At 71.3% G+C, this 20,030-nt stretch carries 27 protein-coding genes; 15 read left to right on the forward strand and 12 right to left on the reverse strand.

From position 1 onward, the window contains the following. Positions 1–147: 147 nt before the first annotated feature. On the forward strand, positions 148–531 hold the full coding sequence (locus ACZ6JE_RS09590; RefSeq protein ID WP_192060656.1) for a MerR family transcriptional regulator: 384 nt from the start codon (positions 148–150) through the stop codon (positions 529–531). Between the two features lie 8 nt (positions 532–539). Here the strand turns inward: ACZ6JE_RS09590 and ACZ6JE_RS09595 are convergent, their stop codons facing one another. Continuing rightward, complete coding sequence (locus tag ACZ6JE_RS09595) at positions 540–1,088, reverse strand: GNAT family N-acetyltransferase (protein WP_243215040.1); 549 nt, start codon at positions 1,086–1,088, stop codon at positions 540–542. Between the two features lie 215 nt (positions 1,089–1,303). On the opposite strand from ACZ6JE_RS09595, the gene ACZ6JE_RS09600 reads away from it, so the two are divergent. Then, the gene (locus tag ACZ6JE_RS09600; protein WP_192060654.1) at positions 1,304–1,684 is read left to right on the forward strand and encodes an MmcQ/YjbR family DNA-binding protein; all 381 of its coding nucleotides are present in this window, start codon (positions 1,304–1,306) and stop codon (positions 1,682–1,684) included. 1 nt (position 1,685) lies between these two features. Here ACZ6JE_RS09600 and ACZ6JE_RS09605 read toward each other — a convergent pair whose 3' ends face one another. Beyond that, positions 1,686–2,693 (reverse strand): bile acid:sodium symporter, encoded by a 1,008-nt coding sequence (locus ACZ6JE_RS09605; RefSeq protein WP_464318813.1) that lies wholly within the window; start codon positions 2,691–2,693, stop codon positions 1,686–1,688. Between the two features lie 83 nt (positions 2,694–2,776). Here ACZ6JE_RS09605 and ACZ6JE_RS09610 point away from each other — a divergent pair, with 83 nt between their 5' ends. The 3 genes from ACZ6JE_RS09610 to ACZ6JE_RS09620 all read left to right on the forward strand — a co-directional run bounded on the left by ACZ6JE_RS09610 (position 2,777) and on the right by ACZ6JE_RS09620 (position 4,637). After that, positions 2,777–3,961, forward strand: a complete 1,185-nt coding sequence (locus tag ACZ6JE_RS09610; protein ID WP_464318814.1) for an ROK family protein — start codon at positions 2,777–2,779, stop codon at positions 3,959–3,961. A 138-nt stretch (positions 3,962–4,099) separates the two neighbouring features. Then, complete coding sequence (locus tag ACZ6JE_RS09615) at positions 4,100–4,255, forward strand: zinc transporter permease (RefSeq protein WP_192060652.1); 156 nt, start codon at positions 4,100–4,102, stop codon at positions 4,253–4,255. An 88-nt stretch (positions 4,256–4,343) separates the two neighbouring features. Continuing rightward, positions 4,344–4,637, forward strand: a complete 294-nt coding sequence (locus tag ACZ6JE_RS09620; protein WP_192060651.1) for an ArsR/SmtB family transcription factor — start codon at positions 4,344–4,346, stop codon at positions 4,635–4,637. Between the two features lie 40 nt (positions 4,638–4,677). On the opposite strand, the gene ACZ6JE_RS09625 is transcribed toward ACZ6JE_RS09620, so the two are convergent. The 4 genes from ACZ6JE_RS09625 to ACZ6JE_RS09640 all read right to left on the reverse strand — a co-directional run bounded on the left by ACZ6JE_RS09625 (position 4,678) and on the right by ACZ6JE_RS09640 (position 8,136). Beyond that, entirely contained in the window at positions 4,678–5,265 is a 588-nt protein-coding gene (locus ACZ6JE_RS09625) for a sugar O-acetyltransferase (protein ID WP_464318815.1), read from the reverse strand. A 102-nt stretch (positions 5,266–5,367) separates the two neighbouring features. Next, complete coding sequence (locus ACZ6JE_RS09630) at positions 5,368–6,048, reverse strand: methionine ABC transporter permease (RefSeq protein ID WP_243215034.1); 681 nt, start codon at positions 6,046–6,048, stop codon at positions 5,368–5,370. After that, positions 6,041–7,078, reverse strand: coding sequence for a methionine ABC transporter ATP-binding protein (locus tag ACZ6JE_RS09635; protein ID WP_320477879.1), 1,038 nt, complete (start codon positions 7,076–7,078; stop codon positions 6,041–6,043). Before ACZ6JE_RS09635 ends, ACZ6JE_RS09630 begins: the two co-directional genes overlap by 8 nt. After that, positions 7,075–8,136 carry a MetQ/NlpA family ABC transporter substrate-binding protein gene (locus tag ACZ6JE_RS09640; RefSeq protein ID WP_464318816.1) on the reverse strand — a complete coding sequence of 354 codons (1,062 nt, stop codon included), beginning with the start codon at positions 8,134–8,136 and terminating at the stop codon, positions 7,075–7,077. The genes ACZ6JE_RS09635 and ACZ6JE_RS09640 overlap by 4 nt, the downstream gene beginning before the upstream one ends. A gap of 162 nt (positions 8,137–8,298) precedes the next feature. Here ACZ6JE_RS09640 and ACZ6JE_RS09645 point away from each other — a divergent pair, with 162 nt between their 5' ends. Beyond that, positions 8,299–9,588 carry an acyl-CoA dehydrogenase family protein gene (locus ACZ6JE_RS09645; protein ID WP_464318817.1) on the forward strand — a complete coding sequence of 430 codons (1,290 nt, stop codon included), beginning with the start codon at positions 8,299–8,301 and terminating at the stop codon, positions 9,586–9,588. 7 nt (positions 9,589–9,595) lie between these two features. On the opposite strand, the gene ACZ6JE_RS09650 is transcribed toward ACZ6JE_RS09645, so the two are convergent. Further along, positions 9,596–10,198, reverse strand: a complete 603-nt coding sequence (locus tag ACZ6JE_RS09650) for a TetR/AcrR family transcriptional regulator (RefSeq protein ID WP_464318818.1) — start codon at positions 10,196–10,198, stop codon at positions 9,596–9,598. Positions 10,199–10,303: 105 nt separating this feature from the next. Next, positions 10,304–11,329 carry an SDR family NAD(P)-dependent oxidoreductase gene (locus ACZ6JE_RS09655; RefSeq protein ID WP_464318819.1) on the reverse strand — a complete coding sequence of 342 codons (1,026 nt, stop codon included), beginning with the start codon at positions 11,327–11,329 and terminating at the stop codon, positions 10,304–10,306. Positions 11,330–11,535: 206 nt separating this feature from the next. On the opposite strand from ACZ6JE_RS09655, the gene ACZ6JE_RS09660 reads away from it, so the two are divergent. Continuing rightward, positions 11,536–12,321, forward strand: a complete 786-nt coding sequence (locus ACZ6JE_RS09660; protein WP_192060644.1) for an SDR family oxidoreductase — start codon at positions 11,536–11,538, stop codon at positions 12,319–12,321. 111 nt (positions 12,322–12,432) lie between these two features. Here the strand turns inward: ACZ6JE_RS09660 and ACZ6JE_RS09665 are convergent, their stop codons facing one another. The 4 genes from ACZ6JE_RS09665 to ACZ6JE_RS09680 all read right to left on the reverse strand — a co-directional run bounded on the left by ACZ6JE_RS09665 (position 12,433) and on the right by ACZ6JE_RS09680 (position 15,228). Beyond that, positions 12,433–13,386, reverse strand: a complete 954-nt coding sequence (locus ACZ6JE_RS09665; RefSeq protein ID WP_243216421.1) for a diacylglycerol/lipid kinase family protein — start codon at positions 13,384–13,386, stop codon at positions 12,433–12,435. Positions 13,387–13,604: 218 nt separating this feature from the next. Beyond that, on the reverse strand, positions 13,605–14,000 hold the full coding sequence (locus ACZ6JE_RS09670) for a hypothetical protein (RefSeq protein WP_464318820.1): 396 nt from the start codon (positions 13,998–14,000) through the stop codon (positions 13,605–13,607). After that, positions 13,997–14,635, reverse strand: coding sequence for an Asp23/Gls24 family envelope stress response protein (locus tag ACZ6JE_RS09675; protein ID WP_192060642.1), 639 nt, complete (start codon positions 14,633–14,635; stop codon positions 13,997–13,999). The genes ACZ6JE_RS09670 and ACZ6JE_RS09675 overlap by 4 nt, the downstream gene beginning before the upstream one ends. Beyond that, positions 14,632–15,228, reverse strand: coding sequence for an RNA polymerase sigma factor (locus tag ACZ6JE_RS09680; RefSeq protein WP_243216454.1), 597 nt, complete (start codon positions 15,226–15,228; stop codon positions 14,632–14,634). The genes ACZ6JE_RS09675 and ACZ6JE_RS09680 overlap by 4 nt, the downstream gene beginning before the upstream one ends. A 257-nt stretch (positions 15,229–15,485) precedes the next feature. Here ACZ6JE_RS09680 and ACZ6JE_RS09685 point away from each other — a divergent pair, with 257 nt between their 5' ends. The 8 genes from ACZ6JE_RS09685 (at position 15,486) to ACZ6JE_RS09720 (ending at position 19,914) form a co-directional block, all read left to right on the forward strand. Next, the gene (locus ACZ6JE_RS09685; protein WP_192060640.1) at positions 15,486–15,926 is read left to right on the forward strand and encodes an Asp23/Gls24 family envelope stress response protein; all 441 of its coding nucleotides are present in this window, start codon (positions 15,486–15,488) and stop codon (positions 15,924–15,926) included. Continuing rightward, a complete protein-coding gene (locus tag ACZ6JE_RS09690; RefSeq protein WP_192060639.1) occupies positions 15,923–16,111 on the forward strand; it encodes a DUF2273 domain-containing protein in 189 nt (62 codons plus the stop codon). The genes ACZ6JE_RS09685 and ACZ6JE_RS09690 overlap by 4 nt, the downstream gene beginning before the upstream one ends. Continuing rightward, the gene (locus tag ACZ6JE_RS09695; RefSeq protein WP_192060638.1) at positions 16,108–16,461 is read left to right on the forward strand and encodes a hypothetical protein; all 354 of its coding nucleotides are present in this window, start codon (positions 16,108–16,110) and stop codon (positions 16,459–16,461) included. The genes ACZ6JE_RS09690 and ACZ6JE_RS09695 overlap by 4 nt, the downstream gene beginning before the upstream one ends. After that, positions 16,458–17,036, forward strand: coding sequence for a hypothetical protein (locus tag ACZ6JE_RS09700; protein WP_464318821.1), 579 nt, complete (start codon positions 16,458–16,460; stop codon positions 17,034–17,036). Before ACZ6JE_RS09695 ends, ACZ6JE_RS09700 begins: the two co-directional genes overlap by 4 nt. Continuing rightward, positions 17,033–17,638 carry an Asp23/Gls24 family envelope stress response protein gene (locus tag ACZ6JE_RS09705; protein WP_192060636.1) on the forward strand — a complete coding sequence of 202 codons (606 nt, stop codon included), beginning with the start codon at positions 17,033–17,035 and terminating at the stop codon, positions 17,636–17,638. The genes ACZ6JE_RS09700 and ACZ6JE_RS09705 overlap by 4 nt, the downstream gene beginning before the upstream one ends. A gap of 148 nt (positions 17,639–17,786) precedes the next feature. Beyond that, positions 17,787–18,755, forward strand: coding sequence for an Asp23/Gls24 family envelope stress response protein (locus tag ACZ6JE_RS09710; RefSeq protein ID WP_464318822.1), 969 nt, complete (start codon positions 17,787–17,789; stop codon positions 18,753–18,755). After that, complete coding sequence (locus ACZ6JE_RS09715) at positions 18,755–19,165, forward strand: hypothetical protein (protein ID WP_464318823.1); 411 nt, start codon at positions 18,755–18,757, stop codon at positions 19,163–19,165. The genes ACZ6JE_RS09710 and ACZ6JE_RS09715 overlap by 1 nt, the downstream gene beginning before the upstream one ends. Further along, complete coding sequence (locus ACZ6JE_RS09720; RefSeq protein WP_464318824.1) at positions 19,066–19,914, forward strand: NADPH-dependent F420 reductase; 849 nt, start codon at positions 19,066–19,068, stop codon at positions 19,912–19,914. Before ACZ6JE_RS09715 ends, ACZ6JE_RS09720 begins: the two co-directional genes overlap by 100 nt. The last annotated feature ends 116 nt before the right edge of the window (positions 19,915–20,030 follow it).

Below are 20,030 nucleotides of genomic sequence, written 5' to 3' on the forward strand. Positions count from 1 at the left end.
GGGGTCGGCGCGCGTCGGCGCCACGCCATCTGCTCGACCGCATCTGAAGGCGGGAGAATGGCGGGAGGAAGTTCTGGTGCTCGGCTGATCAGCCGACGAATTGAACTCTACCCTAACGTAAGGGTCGAGTTAGGAGGTCGGTCACACATGGCGACATCGAACGGCATGATGCACATCGGTGAGCTCGCCGAGCGTTCCGAGATGTCGCTGCGCAGCCTGCGGCACTACGACGAGATCGGTCTGCTGTCGGCCTCGGGTCGGACCGAGGGCGGTTTCCGGCTCTACACCGAGACGGACTACGAGCGGCTCATCCTCATCCGTCGCATGAAGCCCCTCGGATTCAGTCTCGACGAGATGGCGGACCTGCTCCGCATCATCGATGCTCTCGAGAACGGCTCGGACGAGAACCGTCGGGCGGAGCTGCGTGCGGAGCTGAGCGGCTTCGTCGAGCAGACGATCACGCGGCGGGAGAAGCTGCGCCGGCAGCTCGAGATGGCCGACGAGTTCCTCGAGCTCCTCCGCACCCGCTGACCGGCCGCCTACCGGGGAGGGTGCTCTCCGGCGAGAACGGCGAAGACCAGGCTGTCGGTCCATTCGCCCTTGCTCCAGAAATCCTGACGGTGGTGCGCCTCCTGTCGCATGCCGACCCGGGTCGCGAGGCGCGCGGACGACGCGTTGCGGGCGTCCATCTGAGCGACGACGCGATGGACGTCGTCCTGTCCGAACGCGATCCGCAGACCAGCCGAGACCGCCTCGGTCGCGTAGCCGCTGCCTCCGTGCTCGGGATCCACCGTCCACCCGAGCTCGACCGTGCGCCGCTCCGCCTCCGTCCGCCAGATCGAGATCGCCCCGATCGCCAGACCCGCCCGCTCGATCACGAGTGAGAGCGCACCCACGGGCTCGGCCAGACCCGTCCGACGAAGCCGTCGATCGAGCTGGACCCGGCCGGACTCGGCCGTCCACGGCTCCTCCAGGAGGTACCTGGCGACGTCCGGCCGGGAGTAGATCGCGACCAGTCGATCGAGGTCGCTCTCGCGATGCAGGCGGAGGGTCAGGCGAGGAGTCGACGCCACCGTGTCACTGTCCATGACCTCGATCCTCCTGCATGCGCCGTGTGCGCAGCCGGCTAAGGGCTCCGCATCGGGCATGAGTCCATGATGGGCCCGTCGGGCGATCGCGCGCGACATGGTCCCGCCCCGCGCGACGACCCGCTGGGGCGAACCCGGAGCCGTCGCCGCGACGTGACGCGCTCGCGTCCTAGCCTGGAGGGACGGACGGACGGCTCCGGATGAGAGGACGCATCATGCGACGTGACGAGCTCCAGCAGCGGGCCGCGGCTCGGGCGGACGAGCTGCCCGGGGCCGAGCTGACCCATCCCTTCGGCGAGGAGTGGGACGTCTACAAGGTCCGCGACAAGGTCTTCATGCTGCAGACGGCGCTGAGCGGCGACCCGATCGTCGTCCTCAAATCGTCACCCGCCGACTCGGAGGCGCTCCGCAGCGACCACGACGACATCACTCCCGGCTACCACATGAACAAACGGCACTGGATCACGCTGCACCCCGACGGCGGCCTCGATGCCGGCCTCGTCGACGAGCTCGTCACGGAGTCGTATCTGCTGGTCGTGCAGGGGCTCCCGAGGGCCCGGCGACCGGTCGACCCCGACGCCTTCGCGGAGCGGTGACCTAGCTCGCAGGGCGCCCCCTCAGGCTCGGCACGAGTCGGGGGACGACTCGGACGAGCACCACCATGCCGACGAGTTCGACGAGGGTCTGGGTCACGACGACCACCGGCGCCAGTGACATCGATGCCGGGAGCGCGAGTGCGAGGGGCAGCACGACGAGCGAGTTGCGGGTCGTGCCGCTGAACACCAGCGCCCGGGTCGCGGGCGGGTCGAACCGGAACACCCGTCCCGCCCCCACGCCGAGGGCGACCATGACGACGACGAACCCCGCGTAGATCGGCACCAGCACGAGCAGCCGCCCGAACGACGCGCCCACGGCTCCGGCCTGCGATGCGACGACCAGGAACAGCGTCGCCGTCATCAGCGGGACCATCAGCGCCAGCATCGTCCGCTCGATCGCGACACCGGCTCGATGACGGCGTGCGACGGCATGCACCGCCGCGGCCGCCGCCAGCGGGACGGCGATGAGCACGACGAACGCGCGGGTGAAAGGCCCGATCTCGACGACGGCCACGCCGTCGGGGCCGATCATCAGCAGCAGGTACAGGGGGAGCAGGAGGATCTGGGCCAGCATCAGCACCGGTGCCGCCGCGAGCAGACGGGCGGAGGCTCCGCCTGCGAGGCCCGCGAAGACGATGACGTAGTCGATGCACGGGGTGAGCAGCACCAGGAGCACCCCGAACAGCAGGGCGGGTTCGTCGTCGACGAACCGCGACAGGCCGAACGCCACCACCGGGACGACGACGAAGTTCAGCACCCCGATCGCGACGAGGAAGCGCCCGTCGCGGAGCGCCCGCCGGATGGTCGCGAACGGCACACCGAGGAACGTCGCGAAGAGCAACAGGGCGAGCACGGGCTCGATCGCCACCTCGAGGGTGTGCGCGGCCGGCACGGTCAGCCCGACGAGGGCCGCTGCGACGATCGCCGCCAGGTAGAGGCCGATCTGGTGCCGCTCGAGCCAGGACACGGCGCCGGTCAGGTGGGCGTCGACGGGCGGAGAGGAGGGCACCCGAACGACGGTAAGGCCTCGCGGGGGCGGCCGGGCACGCCCCGCCGTCTCCGCGAGCGGTCGTGGTGGGTCATGATGAGCGTGTGGGCGCATCGGATCACTTCTCAGGCGACGAGGTCGGGGTTCCGCTCGGCACCGGTCCCGACGTGCGGTCGCCCACTCGCGAGCTGGCCCGCGAGGTGCTCATCCACGGGCCGATCGCCCGCAGCGACCTGATCCGCCGGCTGGGGCTCTCGGCGGCCAGCCTCACGCGTCTGAGCAGGCCGCTCCTCGACGACGGGTTCCTCATCGAGAGCGACGAGCGCGCCCGGGGCGGCATCGGACGCCCGGTGCGACCGCTGGACGTCCGGGTCGACGCCCACTGGCACGTGGGCGTCAAGCTCACCGGAGAGCACGCCTTCGGGGTCGCGACGGACCTCCGTGCGGCGGTCCTCGCCGAGGCCGTGGTCGAGCTCGGCGACCACTCGCCGGAGCGCATCGTGGAGGCGGTGGCCGAGATCGTCGCGGAGCTCACGAGCGCGGTCGGCACCGTCGCGCCCACCGCTCTCGGCGTCTCGATCGGCGGTCGGGTGTCGGGCTCGCGCGTCGTCGTCCGAGCGCCCTTCCTCGGCTGGTCCGACATCGACCTCGGGGGGCTCCTGGCGACCCGGCTGGCTCTGCCGGTCGTCGTGGCGAACGACGTCGTCGCGCTCACCGAGGCCGAGCACTGGTTCGGACTGGGCCGGGGGGTCGACGACTTCGCGGTCATCACGATCGGTGCCGGTGTCGGGTACGGCCTGGTCGTGCACGGGCGTCAGCGGATCACCAGAGACACCGGGCTGGGGCTCGGGGCGCACCACCCCCTCGACCCGACCGGGCCGCTGTGCTCGGACGGGCATCGCGGGTGCTCGAGCGCCATGCTGTCGATCCCGAGCATCCGCGCCTCCGTCTCGGAGGGGTCGGGGAGGGACGTCTCGTACGACGACGTCCTCGCTCTGGCCGGTGCGGGCGACCCGGCGGCCCGGACGGTGACGGAGCAGGCCGGTCGTGCCCTGGGGCGGTTCATCGCCGCGGTCGCCAATCTCACGATGGTCGACACCGTCGTGCTGGCCGGCGAGGGCATCGGGCTGGTGCCGCTCGTGCGGACGCGGATCGAGGAGTCGCTGGCCGAGGATCGAGACCCCGACGCGTCGGTCGTCGAGCTCCTGATCGGCGCTTCGGACTTCGGCATCTGGGCTCGCGGGGCCGCCACCATGGCCATCCAGTCCCGCATCGGGCGGATCGGCTGAGCCGCGTCGGTGCGGGGTCGCGGCGGGGACGTGACGTGACGATGGTTCCGGTTCTCATCATCGATTGGATAAACGTATTGCCATAGATGCATGCGTCTGATGTGATGGGTGCATCCCCCCGATGAGAGAGGCACCACCATGACCGATGCAGAAGTCCACGCCGAGCACACCGTCACCGAGCACGAGCACGGCACCGAGTGCGGCCACGAGACCGTCACGCACGACGACCACGTCGACTACGTCCACGGCGAGCACAAGCACGCCCAGCACGGCGACCACTACGACGAGCACTGATCGTCCGACGGCCGACTGCGCCGCATGATCGAGGGTCCCACCGGTCGGTGGGGCCCTCGTCGCATTCGCGGAGGCTAATGTGTCGGTCATGAGCACCGATGCCCTCGACTCCGCGGCGGAGCTCTTCAAGGCCCTGTCGTCGGCCTCGAGACTCAGACTCCTCCGCCTCCTCGGCGAGGGGCAGGCGGGCGTGACCGCGCTCGTGGAGGCCTCGGGTCTGGCTCAGCCCCTGGTGTCGCAGCATCTGCGCGTCCTCCGGTCGGCAGGTCTCGTCGAGGTCACGCGCGTCGGCCGCGAGGCGATCTACTCGGTCGCCGACCGACACGTCTCGCACATCGTCGACGACGCCGTCGAGCATGCCGGCGAGGCGTCTCGAGCCTGAGCCTCGTCGCCCTGGGCGCCGAGCCGGTCGCGCATCCGTGTCAGGTCGCGATGCGTCGGACGACCCTCGCCGGGTTGCCGACGGCGACGACTCCCGATGGGATGTCGCGGGTGACGACGGCCCCGGCGCCGATGACGCTGTCGTCGCCGATGGTCACGCCGGGGCAGACGATGATTCCGCCGCCGAGCCAGACGTTGTCGCCGATCGTGATGGGCCGGGCGGCCTCGAGCTTGTCTCGTCGCGGCTGCGGGTCGACGGGGTGCGTGGGGGTGAGCAGCTGGACGTTCGGCCCGATCTGGCAGTCGTCGCCGATGGTGATCGTGGCGACGTCGAGCGCCGTGAGGTTGTAGTTGACGAACGTGCGGGCCCCGATGTGGATGTTCTCGCCGTAGTCGACGAACAGAGGCGGCTTGACGAACGCGTCGACGCCGAGTGATCCGACCAGCTCTTCGAGGAGGGGCCTGGCGGCGGCCTCGTCCTCCACGGCCGCCCGATGGTAGGCGTCGGCGAGGCGCACGGCCCGTTGCGCGAGGCGCGCGTTCTCGGGGTCGTCGGCGATGTAGAGGTCTCCGGCGAGCATCCGTTCGCGGTTGCTGCGGTCGTCTCCGGCGAAGTGGTCGACAGTCATGTGGACGACCGTACACATCGAACCCCCGCCGTGTCGGCTCGGCCCGTCGGCGCTGCCCGTCGGCGTCGCTGTCGCCGTCGTCGCTGACGGCTCGCCGACCGGTCACCGACCGGCCGGCTCCTCATGCAGCACCTTGCGGGCGACGAGGTTGCCGAGCAGCTGCGCGACCTGCACGAGCACGATGATCAGCACGATCACGGTCACCATGACGAACGTGTCGAACCGCTGGTAGCCGTAGGTGATGGCGAGGTTGCCGAGTCCGCCTCCGCCGACGAGTCCGGCCACGGCGGTCGCGTCGACCAGGGCGACGAAGATGTAGGTGAGGCCGAGCACGAGGGGTCCGAGGGCCTCGGGTACGACGATCGTCGCGAGCACCCGCACGGGCGACGCCCCCATCGCGGCGCCCGCCTCGACCGAGCCTCGGTCGACGGCCACCAGGTTCGTCTCGGCGATGCGCGCGATCGAGAACGTCGCGACGATCGTCAACGCGAAGATCGCGGCCTCCGTGCCGATGCTCGTGCCGATCACGACACGCGTCAGTGGCGAGATCGCGACGATCAGGATGATGAACGGGATGGGCCTGATCACGTTGATCACCGCGTTCAGCGACGTGAAGACCACCGCGTTCTGCAGCAGGTTGCCGCGCCGGGTCGAGTAGAGCACGAGCCCGAGCACGAGACCGAGCACCGTCGCCAGGACGAACGACACGGTCACCATCTGCAGGGTCTGCAGCAGCGCCGTCACGATCTTCGGCCAGAGGACGGCGGGGTCGATGTCACGCACCGGCGGTCACCTCCGTCACGGTCGTCGTCCGTCGGAGGTCGACGACCGCCCGGTCGATGGCCGTGTCGTCGCCGAGCAGCTCGACGGTCAGATCGCCGAACAGCCTCGACTGCAGCTCGCTGATGCCGCCGTAGACGACGTTGAAGTCGATGCCGTGCGTGCGGGCGACGCGGGAGAGGAACGGGTCGTTCGATTCGCGGTCCTCGACGTGGAGGCGCACGATGCGTCCCGTGTGCACCTCACGGATCCGCGCGAGGGCTCCGGGAGTCGCCTCGTGGTGCAGTACCGACGAGACGAACCGTCTCGACGTGGGGTGCTGCGGGTCGGCGAAGAGGTCGTAGACCGACCCGCTCTCGACGACCCGGCCGCCCTGCATCACGGCGACGCTGTCGGCGAGCTCGCGGATGACGTCCATCTCGTGGGTGACCAGCAGCACCGTCAGGCCGTACTCGTCGTTGACCCGGCGGAGAAGGTCGAGCACCTCGCCGGTCGTCTGCGGATCGAGCGCGCTGGTGGCCTCGTCGGAGATCAGCACGTCGGGCCGGTTGGCGAGGGCGCGGGCGATCCCGACCCGTTGCTTCTGCCCGCCCGACAGTCTGGCCGGGTACTCGAGCGCCTTGTCGGCGAGTCCGACGAAGTCGAGCAGCTCGTCGACCCGGTCGACGGTGTCGTCTCGGGACAGCCCCGACAGCCGCAGGGGATAGGCGATGTTGCCGTAGACGGTGCGCGACGACAGCAGGTTGAACTGCTGGAACACCATGCCGATCCGGCGGCGGGCCGCGTACAGCTCCCTGCCCTTCAGCGACGACACCTCCCGCCCGTCGACCACGACCCGACCGCTCGTCGGCCGCTCGAGCGCGTTCACCGTGCGCAGCAGCGTCGACTTGCCGGCCCCCGAGTAGCCGACGATGCCGAAGACCTCGCCGCGCCGCACCTCCAGGTTCACGTCGCTGAGCGCCTCGAAGCGCCGGCCCTGCACGGTGTACGACTTCGAGACCTCCTCGAAGGTCACGACCGGGGCGGCGGTCACGAGTCCAGCTCGCGCGCGGCGGTCTCGAGCTCGGCGAGCGTGCTGCGGAGATCGGCGGCCGACACGTCGACGAGCTGCGTGGCGCCGAACGACTCCTCCTCGAGCGCGTCCGCCACTCGCGGGTCGGCGTAGGCGTCGGCGAGGAGGGTCCACGCCTCGTCGTCCGCGTCGTCGGCGCGCGTGACGACGGCGTTGACGTAGGGCCGCGACTCGGCGCTCAGCGAGTCGTCGAGGTAGAGGGCGTCGTCGGCGTCGACGTCCTGCGAGGGGTCGAAGTACGACGTGCCGACCACCACGGCGTCGAGGCTCGGGTCGTCGAACTGGGTGGGGATCGTCGTCGCGCCGATCGGCACGAACTCGAGCCCGAGGTCGTTGCCCGTCACGTCGTCGACGGTCGGGTAGACGCCCACGTCGGGGCCCAGCTCGATCAATCCCGCGGCCTGGAGGATGAACAGGGCGCGGCCGCCGTTCGAGGCGTCGTCGGGGATGGCGATCCGGGCCCCCTGGCCGATGTCGCCGATCGAGTCGAGGGTCGCCGAGAAGACGCCCCACTGCGTGATCGTGGTGGAGAACACCGGGGTCAGGTCGGTGTCGTTCGCGACGTTGTAGGCGCTGAGGAACGCCGTGTGCTGGAAGGCGTTCGCGTCGACCTCGCCGGCGACGAGCGCGGAGTTCGGCAGCGTCCAGTCGTCGAAGTTGACCCACGTGACGTCGAGCCCCTCCTCGGCGGCCACCGTCTTCACGGCGTCCTGGAGGTCGCTCTCGCCGCTGCCCGCGATCCGCACGCTGAGCCGTTCGCCCGACCCGCCCGAACCCGCGGCCTGCGCGTCGGCGCCCCCGACGGCGGTGCCCGCCCAGAAGCCGCCGCCGACGAGCGCCGCCGCGACGGCCACCCCGACGCCGGCGAGCAGCCCGCGACGTCGCCGTCGCCGCGAGTCGTCGAGGGAGGCGCGGAGCCCGCTGGGTGCACGTCCTCCGCCTGCGGACTGCTGCGTATCGGACTCCTGCGCATCGGACTGCTGCGGTGCGGACTGCTGCGGTGCGTCGTGATCGGACACGGTGACTCCTGACGTCGAGGGGCGGGTGATGGCTGTGAACCCTGCCAGAGCCCCGCGCCGCGCCGTGCGACATGTGTCGCCGTCTTTCGCCGTGTGTCACGACGTGTCGTCATGTGACGGGGCACTGTCGCGACCGGTCCCGCCCGTGACACAAAGGACGGCATGAGCGAACAGAACCGCGACCTCGACGAGCGCCTCGAGTCGGCCTTCGGCCCCGTGATCGAGGCGATCGCAGACGGCGCCGTGGCGCGCGAACGCGACCGCCGCCTCCTTCGTGACGAGGTCGCCGCCCTGAAGGAGGCGGGCTTCGGGGCCCTGCGCGTGCCGACCGCATTCGGTGGCTGGGGGATCTCCCTCGAACAGGAGTTCCGCCTCCTCATCCGCCTCGGCGCCGCCGATTCCAACCTGCCCCAGCTGCTGCGCGGTCACATCGCGTTCGTCGAGACGCAGCGAGCGCAGCCCGAGGGGGCGCTCCGCACCGAATGGCTCAGGAGGCTCGGTGCCGGTCGCACCCTCGTGGGCAACGCCCAGGCGGAACGCGGCGACGCGACGGCCACCGAGACGCGCCTCGACGAGAGAGGCGGTCGCCTGCTGCTCTCGGGGCGGAAGTTCTACAGCACGGGCACGATCTACGCCGACTGGATCTGGGTCGGGGCGAGGCGGGGCGACGAGGCCGTGGCTCTGGCGGTGCCGGCCGATGCGCCGGGGGTCACCCGCGTCGACGACTGGAACGGCTTCGGTCAGCGTCTCACGGGCAGCGGCACCACCGTGTTCGACGACGTCGAGGTCGACCCGCGGCAGGTGCTGCCCTGGAGCGAGAACGCCGAGCGCCGACCGCTGGCTCACACGCAGGCGCTGTACCAGCTGGTGCTGCTCGCGGCGCAGGCCGGCACGGCGCGGGCCGTGCTGCGCGACGCGGTCGGGTTCGTCCGCCCGCGCACCCGCACGTACGGGGTGGCGGGCGTGTCGCTGCCCCGGGAGGATCCGTCTGTCCAGAGCGTCGTCGGTCGTCTCTCGGCGATCGCGTCGTCGGTCGAGGCGATCACGCTGTCCGCCGTGCGGGGTCTCGACGCGCTCGACGGCGACGACGGGGCCGGCGAAGACGAGTACCAGCGGGCGCTGGCCACCGTCTTCGAGGCGCAGCAGGTCGTGCTGCCCCTGGTGCTGGAGGCGGCGACCTCGCTCTTCGAGGTGGGAGGCGCGTCGGCCGTCGACGCAGACCGGTCGCTCGACCGGCACTGGCGCAACGCGCGCACGATCGCCTCGCACAACCCCGCGATCCACCGCGAGCGGGCCCTGGGCGACCACCGGCTGAACGGCACGCCGTTCCGCACCGGCCCGCATGCCGCCGCCGCTGCCGCAGGCACTGCCGCTGCTGCCGCAGGCTCCGCCGCTGCTGCCGCAGGCTCCGCCGCTGCCCGCGTAGGCTCCGCTGCCGCTGCCGGCAAGTGAGCCGATATCAGCGACCGCCGCGACCTCCCGCCGAGCCGGCGCCGTCGAAGAGGAGCGTGACCGTGGCGGCGAGAGCGGTCGCGTCGGGATCGCGGCGGGTCAGCACGTTCAGCAGGACGACGCCGACCAGCGCCTCGACCAGCGCGTCGAGGGGGGCCTCGGCGTCGACCTGACCGTCGCGCCGACCGGACTCGAGCCGTGCGACGAGCTCGGCCCGGGCAACGGAGGTGACGTGGTCGTCGTAGTGCCGGGCCACGTCGGCGTCCTCGGCCGTCGCCGCGATCGTCGCACGGATGAGACCCCCCGTCGTCGGCTCTGTCAGCGACGCGGAGGTCTCGATCAGCCAGTGCGTGACGTCGCGGCGCACATCACCGCTGCTGGGCACGGCGACCCGGGGGAGCAGGTGCCCCGAGAGCATCCCCTCGGCGACCAGCGCCCCCTTGTTCGGGTACCAGCGGTAGATGGTCGCCTTGCCGACCCCGGCGGCCGCCGCGATCCGGTCGAGCGACAGCTTGTCGTAGCCGCGCTCGGCGAGCTCGCTCGTCGTCGCCTCGAGGATGGCCAGGCGCGCCGCCTCGCTGCGGACCCGGCCGGGGCGTGCTGTCGTCATACGGTCATCCTCGTGCACGGCGCGGGCCGGTGATCGCCGACCCGCGCCTCCTGGGCTTCGCCGACCCGCGCCTCCTGAGATGCGCCGCCTGCAGAGGCGCGCCGCCTACTGGACCGACCAGCCGCCGTCCGAGGCGAGCACCGCGCCGTTGATGTTGACCGCGTCGTCGCTCAGCAGGAACGTGATCGACGCGGCGAGCTCCTCGGCCGTGGCGACGGTCGGGATGGCCGCCTGGAAGGGCCGCAGTCGCGCCGACCCCGCCTCGGACACGTTCGCGGGGAACGGGATGCCGGTGGCGACGCCGCCGGGGGCGACCGCGTTGACCCGCAGGCCCTGCTTCGCGTACATGAACGCGGCCGACTTCGTCAGCCCGACGACGCCGTGCTTCGACACCGTGTAGGCGTTGCCCGACGCGTTGCCGCGCAGACCCGCCTCGGAGGCGACGTTCACGATCGAGCCCCGGCCCGCCGCGAGCATGACCGGGATGACGGCGCGCGAGAGCTTGAACCCACCGGTCAGGTTGATGCCGATGACGCGCTCCCACATGGCGTCGCTCGTCTCGTGCAGCGGCGAGAAGTCGTCGTTGATGCCGGCGATGTTCGCCAGCGCGTCGATGCGGCCGCCAGCGACCTCGACGATGCGGTCGATGTCGGCCTGGCTGGTGATGTCGCCGACCACTGTCTCGACGGTGCTGTCGGGCAGGGAGGCGACCAGCGCCTCCAGCCCCGGTGCGGTGATGTCGACGGCGATCACGCGCCCGCCCTCTCGGGCGACACGCGACGCGGTGGCCTTGCCGATGCCGCCCGCGGCCCCGGTCACGACGACCGTCCGCCCTGCGAAGCGACCGGCGGTGATGGTCTCGCGCCACGGGCCGTCGGCGTCGTCGGTGTCGTCGGGCCGGACCCCGCCGTTGACCTGCAGCACGAGGCCGTCGACGAGCTCCTGGGGCAGTCGGCCCTGGCTGAGCGACACGAGCTGCTGCAGGGGCAGGCCGAGCACCGGGGTGAGGGTGCTCTCGTCGAACTCCCCGCCCTGGGCGAGCGCGCCCCGCAGGGCCGGCCCGCCCTCGGAGTGCTCGAGCCAGCGGCCGATCGTGCTCGAACCGGTCAGGGGGGCGGTGTTCTCGGGCATGCGGGTCTCTTCTCCATGGGTCGGGCGGCTTATTTCGAGACAGTTTGTCTCGTTTTACTGGGAGCGGGCCGGATGTCGTCGCCGCACGACCTGGGGGGAGGGTAAAGCGACAGGTGTAGCGTGAAACGAGGTGCGCGACGTCGCGTGCCGAGGGCTCGGCGAAGCGTCGGGTCCGCCGAGTCACCGAGAGAACCGGAGTCATCCCCATGGAGCGTTTCACCGACAAGGTCGTCCTCATCACCGGCGGGGGGTCCGGCCTCGGCCGCGCCGCCGCCGTCCGTGTCGCACAGGAAGGTGCGCGCGTCGCGCTCGTCGACATCTCCGAGAAGGGCCTCGCCGCCTCGCAGGAGGCCGTGCTCGACGCCGTCCCCGGTGCTGAGGTGCTGACCGCCGTCGCCGACGTGTCGAGCGCAGCCGACGTCGACGCCTACGTGACCGCCACGCTCGAGCGCTTCGGACGCATCGACGCGTTCTTCAACAACGCCGGCATCGAGGGTCGGCAGAACCTCACCGAGGACTTCGGGGCCGACGAGTTCGACAAGGTCGTGTCGATCAACCTCCGCGGCGTCTTCCTCGGGCTCGAGAAGGTGCTCGGCGTCATGCGCGCCCAGGGCGACGGCGGCGCGGTCGTCAACACGGCGAGCGTCGGCGGCATCCGCGGCGTCGGCAACCAGTCGGGTTACGCCGCCGCGAAGCACGGCGTCGTCGGGCTGACCCGCAACTCGGCCGTCGAGTACGGCCAGTTCGGCATCCGCGTCAACGCCATCGCGCCGGGAGCGATCTGGACCCCCATGGTCGAGGCCTCCATGCGCCAGCTCGACGCCGACGACCCCAAGGGCGCCGCCGAGCAGTTCATCCAGATCAACCCGACCAAGCGCTACGGCGAGGCCGCCGAGATCGCTTCGGTCGTCGCGTTCCTGCTGTCGGACGACGCGACGTACGTCAACGCGGCGGTCGTGCCGATCGACGGCGGGCAGTCGGCCAAGTACTAGCGTTCGGCTCAGACCCCAGGAAATGGCTGAGACCCCAGTGCGCGCACCGGGGTCTCAGCGAATTCCTGGGGTCTCGTCGCGCCCGGCGCGGCCTACGCGTCGCGCAGCGGCCTACGCGTCGCGCGGCACCCGCACGCGCAGCGCCCCGGCGTCCATCGTCGTGCGGAACCCGATCGCCTTGCCGAAGCCGTCGCCGTCGAGCTCGATCTCCTGGGGCTCCGACAGGCGGGCCGTCAGCTGCTTCGCCTTGACGTAGTTCATCGCCGCGATCTCGCGCGAGCCGACGATGCGCTTGAGCGGAGTGCGCTGCACGAGGCCGTTCTCGATCAGCACCTTCCCGATGATCTGCAGCCAGTGGCCGAGACCCTCGGGGCGCAGCAGCATGATGTCGAACTGGCCGTCGTCGAGCGCCGCATCGGGCAGCAGCAGGATGTTGCCGGTGAGGGTGCCGCAGTTGCCGACGATCACCGTGTTCACGTGCGATCGCTTCGTGGGCCCGTCGTCGAACCGGTACCGCAGCTTGAGGGTGTTCTCGTCGCGCAGGGCGACGACGATCGCCTTGACGTAGGCGAGCCAGCCGATCTTCGCCTTGAGGTCCTCGTCGGTGGCGGCGAGCATCTTCGCGTCGATGCCGACCCCCGCCATCACCAGGAACGCGTGCTTCGAGATGGAGCCGTCGGCCGCGCGGATCTCGATGCGTCCGAGGTCGATGGCGCGGTCCTGACCGGTGAACGCGGTGTGGATCGAGTGGTCGACGTCGTCGAGCGTCAGGTTCATGTTGCGCGCGAGGAGGTTGCCGGTGCCCGACGGCAGCAGGGCGAAGGCGACGTCGTGATCGGCGAGCGTCTCGGCGACGATGCGCACCGTCCCGTCACCGCCGGCTGCGATGACCAGGTCGACCCCCGCCTCCAGCGCCTCCAGCGTGGCACCGCGCCCCGGGTCCTCCTTCGACGTGTCGAACCAGAGCGTGTCGTCCCATCCCGCGGCCTTCTGCTCGCGATCGACGACCGCCTTGACGGCGTCGAGATCGATCTTGATGGGGTTGTAGACGACGGCTGCGCGCATGGACGACCTTCTGAGTGCGGGGTGGTCCTCCATGAAACCGCAGAACGCACGCCGAAGGTCGCAGAGCCGAGGAGGCGCGGTGCCCGTCGCGTCCGGAGCCCCGGCGGGTCACGGGGTCGCCATCCGACCCCCAGCCCCCCGGCGCCAGGCCCGTCGGCGCCAGGCCCGTCGGCGCCAGGCCGCGGCCCGCGCCGCCGCCGCGTGGTCCCGCGGCCCGGTCAGACGGAGGCGGGGCCGCTCGGTCGGTCGACGAGATGCGCCGTCACGGTCACGAGCGTCTCGGCGCGGTCGCCGTCGACGCCCGCGCCCGCGCCTTCGTCCACGCCCACGTCGTCCGCGCCCCGCTCGACCCGTGCCTTCAGGGCCTCGGCCGCGCGAGCGAGGATCTCCGGCGTGGAGCCGTCGAGGTCGGTCGCGACCTTCGCCGTGACGGCGACGATCCCGGCGGAGCGATGCACGTGCACGAGCCCCGTCGACTCGGCCCAGTCGAGCTCAACGGCGACGGCGCGCACGGTCGACTCGACGGCGGGGTGCGCGTCGAACACGTCGATCACGCCGTCGATCCGCCGGAGCAGGTCGGTCAGGTTCTGCGAGAGTCGGTCGTCGGTGCTCATCGGTCGTCCGCTCGGGGGAGGAGCACGTCGTCGATCACGATGTCGACGGCGGCGATCGTCAGGTGGGTGTGTCGGGTCAGCGTCTCGACGATGCGGGCGCGCAGCTCGTCGGCGACGAGTCGCATGTCGCGGCCGTAGCGGACGGCGGCCGTGACCTCGACCGTGATGGGCTCGCCCGGCTGGGTGACGTCGCCCGAGAAGGTCGTGGCGCCGAGCACGACGCCGCTGTCCGCGTCGCCCGTCCGCCGCACGAGACCGCGGGCGGCGGCCTCGGTGATGCGCAGGTCGATGCCGGGGTCGGGGTGCCTGACCGGGATCTCGCGGCCGCCGACGACCTCGCGCCTGATCGACTCGAGCAGGCTGCTGATCCACAGTCCGTCGCGGTCGGGCTCGCGGGTGGCCTCGCTCTCGAGGGAGGCGCGCGAGAGCTCGTGCACCTGGGCCAGCGAGATCAGATAGAGACGGCACGCGGCGGACCCCTCGATGCCGGCGTCGCGGGGGGACCTGCCGCTGTCGAGGTAGTCGCTCAGACGCTCGACCGAGTACCCGTCGACGGTCTCGTCGGGGAGCGCCTCGTCGGGCAGCGCGCCGTCGGGAGGCGTCGCACCGGGCAGGGCGTCGTCGGGTGTCGTCATCGCCATGCCTCCATCTCCGTCATCAGGAAGGTGCGTGCTCGGGCTATCCGCCCGCGGACGGTCGAGACCGACATGCCCAGGGCCTCGGCGATCTCGGCGTACGAGTACTCGGCGGTCTCGCGCAGCAGCCAACAGCGTCGCTGGTCGAGGGGGAGCTTGTCGAGCGCCGTCCACATGGCGTCCATCTGGAGGCGGGCCTCGACGACCCGGTCGGGCGACTGCGACCGGGGGGCCGCGGGGTCGCGCTGATCGATGTCGTCGTGGTCGCGCCGGGCGCGCAGGCGATCGATGCTCTTGTTGCTGACGATGCGCATCATCCAGTTGCGGACCTGCGCGGGGTTCTCCAGATCTCCGAGTCGTCGCCATGCGGTGAGGAACGCGTCCTGCACGACGTCGTCGGATTCGAGATCGGAGCCGAGGAGGCGCGAGGCGTACACGCGCATCAGGGGACCGTGCCGACGGGCCAGGACCTCGTACGCGTGGACGTCGCCGTCGCGGGCTCGAGCGGCGAGGAGTGCGTCGCCGGCGTCGAGGAGGGGATCGTCGGTGGTGATGACGACCTCCTCATGGCGTGCGGTGCGCGGGTCGATCACCCGCGCTCTTCGTGGATACCACCTCGTCGCAGGCGGTGCGTCCGCGCTGGCCGGTAACGGTGGAGGCCCCCCGACCGGGGCCGTCGTCCGGCCGGAAAACGAGTGGCCCGTCGATCGTTCCTGATAGGAACCTGAACGACCGTGACCTCCGAGATGCTCGATGCGTCTGAATGATGTGTCCCGCTTCACGGGCATCGCGGACCTCCCCGGGTCGGCGACCACGACATCCAGCGACAACGACATCAAGGAGCAATCCCATGAGCAACGTCACCCCCACCACGACCGGCTCCGCCGCCGCGAAGACCTCGGGCTCGTCGGCCACCGGCAAGAACACGATCGCCGACGGCGTCGTCTCGAAGGTCGCCGGCATCGCCGCCCGCGAGGTCCGTGGAGTCCACGACCTCGGCAACGGAGCGGCCCGTGCCATCGGCGCCATCCGCAACGCCATCAACCAGCAGGACCGCAGCCAGGGCGTCTCCGTCGAGGTCGGCGAGAAGCAGGTCGCCGCCGACATCGTCATCGTCGCCGAGTACCCCGTCGAGCTGCAGCGCGTCGCCGACGACGTCCGCAAGTCGGTCGCCGAGGCCATCTCGCAGGTCGTCGGCATGGAGGTCGCCGAGATCAACGTCACCGTCTCCGACGTCTACATCCCCTCGGACGACAACGACGACGACACCGACGACAGCCGCGTCAAGTGACCGCCACGACAACCGGCATCCTCGTCGGCGCGGTCCTCGCGCTGACGGCGGTGGCCTTCGGATTCTGGGCCTTCGTCTTCGTGGCCATCGCCATGGCGATCGGCTTCGGCGTCGGTCGTGTCGTCGAGGGCAAGCTCGACGTCCGCGGTCTCGCGGACGCCCTCCGCGGGCGGCGGTCGTCGTGACCGCGGCGGTGACGGCCGACCAGACCCTCCACGGCCGGAACAAGATCACGTCGCGTGCCGTCCGCCGGGTCGTGTCGGCCGTCACCGCGGAGGCCCTCGAGGTCACCGCGTCCGATGTGTCGGTCGAACTGGCCGACCGCGACGGCGCGCTCAGCGTGATCGCCAAGACCCCCATCCGGATCACTCCGCTGGGGATCCCCGCCCGCTCGTCGGGCACCCTGCTCGAACGCCTCACCTCGGCGCAGGGCACCATCCGCGACCGGGTCCTGCAGTTGACCGGGTCGTCCATCGATCGCGTCGATCTCCAGATCACCGGCGCCGAACTCCGTGAAAGGAAGCGGGTCTCATGAGCAGCAGTCCGCTCTACCGCCGCGTCGTGCGTCGTGAGACGCACTCGTCGCGTGCGGTCATCGCGATCACCCTCGCGGTGATCCTGATCGTCGTCCTCGCCTGGATCGGCACGGAGTCCGTGCTCGCCGCGATCGGGCAGCAGCCGCTGCTCGTCGCTCCGGCCGACGCCGCCAGCGCCGTGCTCGGCGCCGCCGGGGCCGCCGTGGGCGTGCTCACGGCCATCGGCGCCGTCGTCGCCGTGATCGGCATCGTCCTCATCGTCGTCGCACTCGCCCCCGGGCGCCGCGGTCGTCGAGGCGGTCAGGTCGGTCGCACCGCGGCGATCGTCGACGACCGGGTCATCGCCCGCTCGCTGGCCCGCACCGCGAGCTACGCCGGCGACGTCGACCCCTCGCAGGTCAGCGTCAGCGTCGGCAAGCGGAAGGCCCTGATCGAGGTGACCCGCACCTCCGGTCGCAACACCGACGTGCGCAGCATCGACGAGGCCGTCCGCGACGAGCTCGACGCGTACGACTTCAGCCCCACGCTCACGCACACCGTGCGTCTGTCCAAGAAAGGAACGGTCGGAGCATGAACAACACCAATCGCGCCCTCAACCGTCTCCTCGTCTTCGTGATCGGCCTCGTGCTGCTCGCCGGCGGTGCGGCCGTGGCGGTCGGGGCCCTCTGGCCCGACGTCCGCGACACCGTCTCCGGCGCCGCCTCCGACGCGTCCGGTCCGGTCTCCGACGCCCTGTCGGGTGACCAGGTCTGGATCCTCTGGGTCGTCGCCGCCGCCTCCCTGGTGCTGATCCTCCTGCTCGTCTGGTTCGCGCTCCGTCAGGGGCACGGTCAGACCGGCGAGCTGCTGACCGTCCACGAGGGGTCGGGCCGTGACGAGCCGACCGGTGGACGCCTCGTCATCGACGCGAAGGTCGCCGAGCAGGTCCTCGAGGAGGCGCTGGCCGACACCGCGGGGATCGTCTCGATCGACGTCACCGCCTTCCGCGTCAAGGGCGAGAACGTCCTCCGCGTCACGGCGGACGCTCGCAAGGGCGCCTCGCCGGTGGAGATCCGTCGCAGCATCGACCAGGCGGTCGCCCGCTGGGACGAGCTGCTCGGCACCGAGACGCCCGTGGTCATCCAGATCAACGGCGGTCTCCGCACGCAGATGGCCTCGGCCACGCGCCTCGACTGAGAAGCGCTCCGCCGCAGCATCCGCACCACCCCGGTGATGGCCCTCGACCTCCGACGAGGACGAGGGCCATCGCCGTCCCCCGACCCGCACGACCCCGCCGCCTGCATCGCGCAGACCGCCTCCCGCATCACGAAGAAAGGACGGCCTCATGTCCGAGTCCACCCACCACGTCACCCCCATCGACCTCGACTCGGCAGGTCAGTCCGCTCCCGAGACGCCCGAGCAGCGACTCGAGCGCACCATCGCGGTCACCGTGCTCGGCGTGACGGGCGTGCACCGTCTCGGCACCGGAGCGGCTCGCGTCGTCGGCGCCGTCCGCAACGCCGTCGGCTCGGCGGATTCGGCCGGGGTGAAGGTCACCACGACCGACACGGGTCTGGCCGTCGACGTGTCCGTCGTCGCCGAGTACCCGACCAACGTCACCGAGCTGGCGGACACCATCCGCACCCAGGTGCGTCACGCCGTCGGACAGCTCGACGGCGAGCCGGTGACGATCGATGTGACCGTGACCGACGTGCACGGCCCGTTCGACGAGGCCGACGCCGCCAAGGCCGCGGCCGACGCCGAGAAGAAGGAGCGGCGCGAGCAGGCGATCGCCGAGAAGAAGGCCCAGGCGAAGGAGGCGCTCGACACCGCCGGTGCGAAGGCCTCCGAGACCGCCGACAAGGCGAAGGCGGGTGCGTCCGACGCGCTCGAGAACGGCAGGCAGGGTGCGTCCGACGCGCTCGAGACCACGAAGACGGTCGCCGCCGACGTCGTCGACACGGCGAAGAGCAAGACCGCCGACGCCCTCGACGGCATCGCCGACGCCGTCGACGACGAGCAGGCTCGCCGTGACGCAGGCCGCCCCGACGCCGCCGGGGACGCCGATGCGGCCGCCGACGCCGATGCTGCTGCCGATGCGGCCGAGGACGACGCCCGTCGCGCCCGTGAAGCCGCCGACGACGCCGAGCGCTCCGACGACGTGAGCGAGACCACGACGGCCGCCCCGTCCGCCGCGCAGGCCGCAGCGGATGCGGCGCAGGCCGCCGCCGACGCCGCGCAGGCTGCGGCGGACGTCGCCGCCGACGCGGCCGCCGCGGAGGCGGCCCGCGACGAGAACGGCCAGGCCCGCTGATGCGCGGCGCTCGGTCGGGCTCGACGAGACGCCCCCGCCCTCGGGCGGTCTGGGCGGCGCTGGTCACCTCGGCGATCGTCTGCTTCCTGATCGTCGTCGGGGTGCTCGTGCCCGTGCTGACGCTGATCGGCGCGGCGGACGGCGGCACGGCCGGCGCCCTCGACGTGCCCGTCGGCCAGATCGTCGCGGCGATCGCGATCGGCTACATCCTCGCCCTCGTGCTGCTGGCGCTGATCATCAAGGTCCGCAACGGCGCGCTCGCCTGGATCCTCGGTGTCGCGGCCGTCATCTCGACGCTGCTCGTGTCGCTGTGGCCGCTGGTCGCCGTGGCGATCGCCGGCGTCGACCAGGTGCAGGACGTCGTCCCGTTCATCCAGGACCTCATCCGGCAGTACTTCCCCGGGGCCTGATCCGCACCAGGAATGACCACGGCGACTCCGCGGTTGCACGACGCATGACGTCTCCTGCCACCATCGGAATACTCGGCGCCGGCAAGGTCGGCACGGTGCTCGCCCGCCTCCTCCACGCCGCGGGGCACCCGGTGCTCCTCTCCGGGTCGGGCGACCCCGCGCGCATCCGTCTGATCGTCGACGTGATCGCCCCGGGTGCCCGGGCCGTCTGGTCGGAGGAGGCGGCGCGCGAGGCCGACATCGTCGTGCTCGCGCTCCCGCTCGGCAAGCTCGACTCCGTGCCGGTCGACGCCCTCGCCGGCAAGATCGTCGTCGACGCGATGAACTACTGGTGGGAGACCGACGGCATCCGCGACGACCTCGCCGACGTGCGTCAGTCGACCAGCGAGCTCGTGCAGCGGCACCTGCCCGACTCGATCGTCGTCAAGGGCTTCAACCACATGGGATATCACGACCTCGACGAGGGCGCGCTGCCCGCCGGCGACCCCGAGCGCAAGGCGATCGCGCTGGCCGCCGACGACGAGGCGGCTCTGGCCCGCGTCGCCGAGATCGTCGACGCCATCGGCTTCGACCCGGTCGCGCTGCCCAGCCTCGCCGACGGCATCTCGCTCGAGCCCGGATCGCTCGCCTTCGGCGCGAACGTCGGCGCCGCCGAACTGGTCGAGACCGCCCGCTCGTTCTGGTCGTCGCAACGCGGCCTCGCCGTCGGTCGTGCGCGTTCGCGCGACTCGGCGGTCGAGCCCGCCTGACCCGCGCCTCCTTCTCCGAGGCGTCGACACCGCCCTCACTGACCATGGTCATCGAGGCAACCATGGCTGAGAGATTCTCTTAACCATGGTTAAGTCCATAACCATGGCTAAGATCG

Source organism: Frigoribacterium sp. AC759 (genome assembly GCF_979256015.1).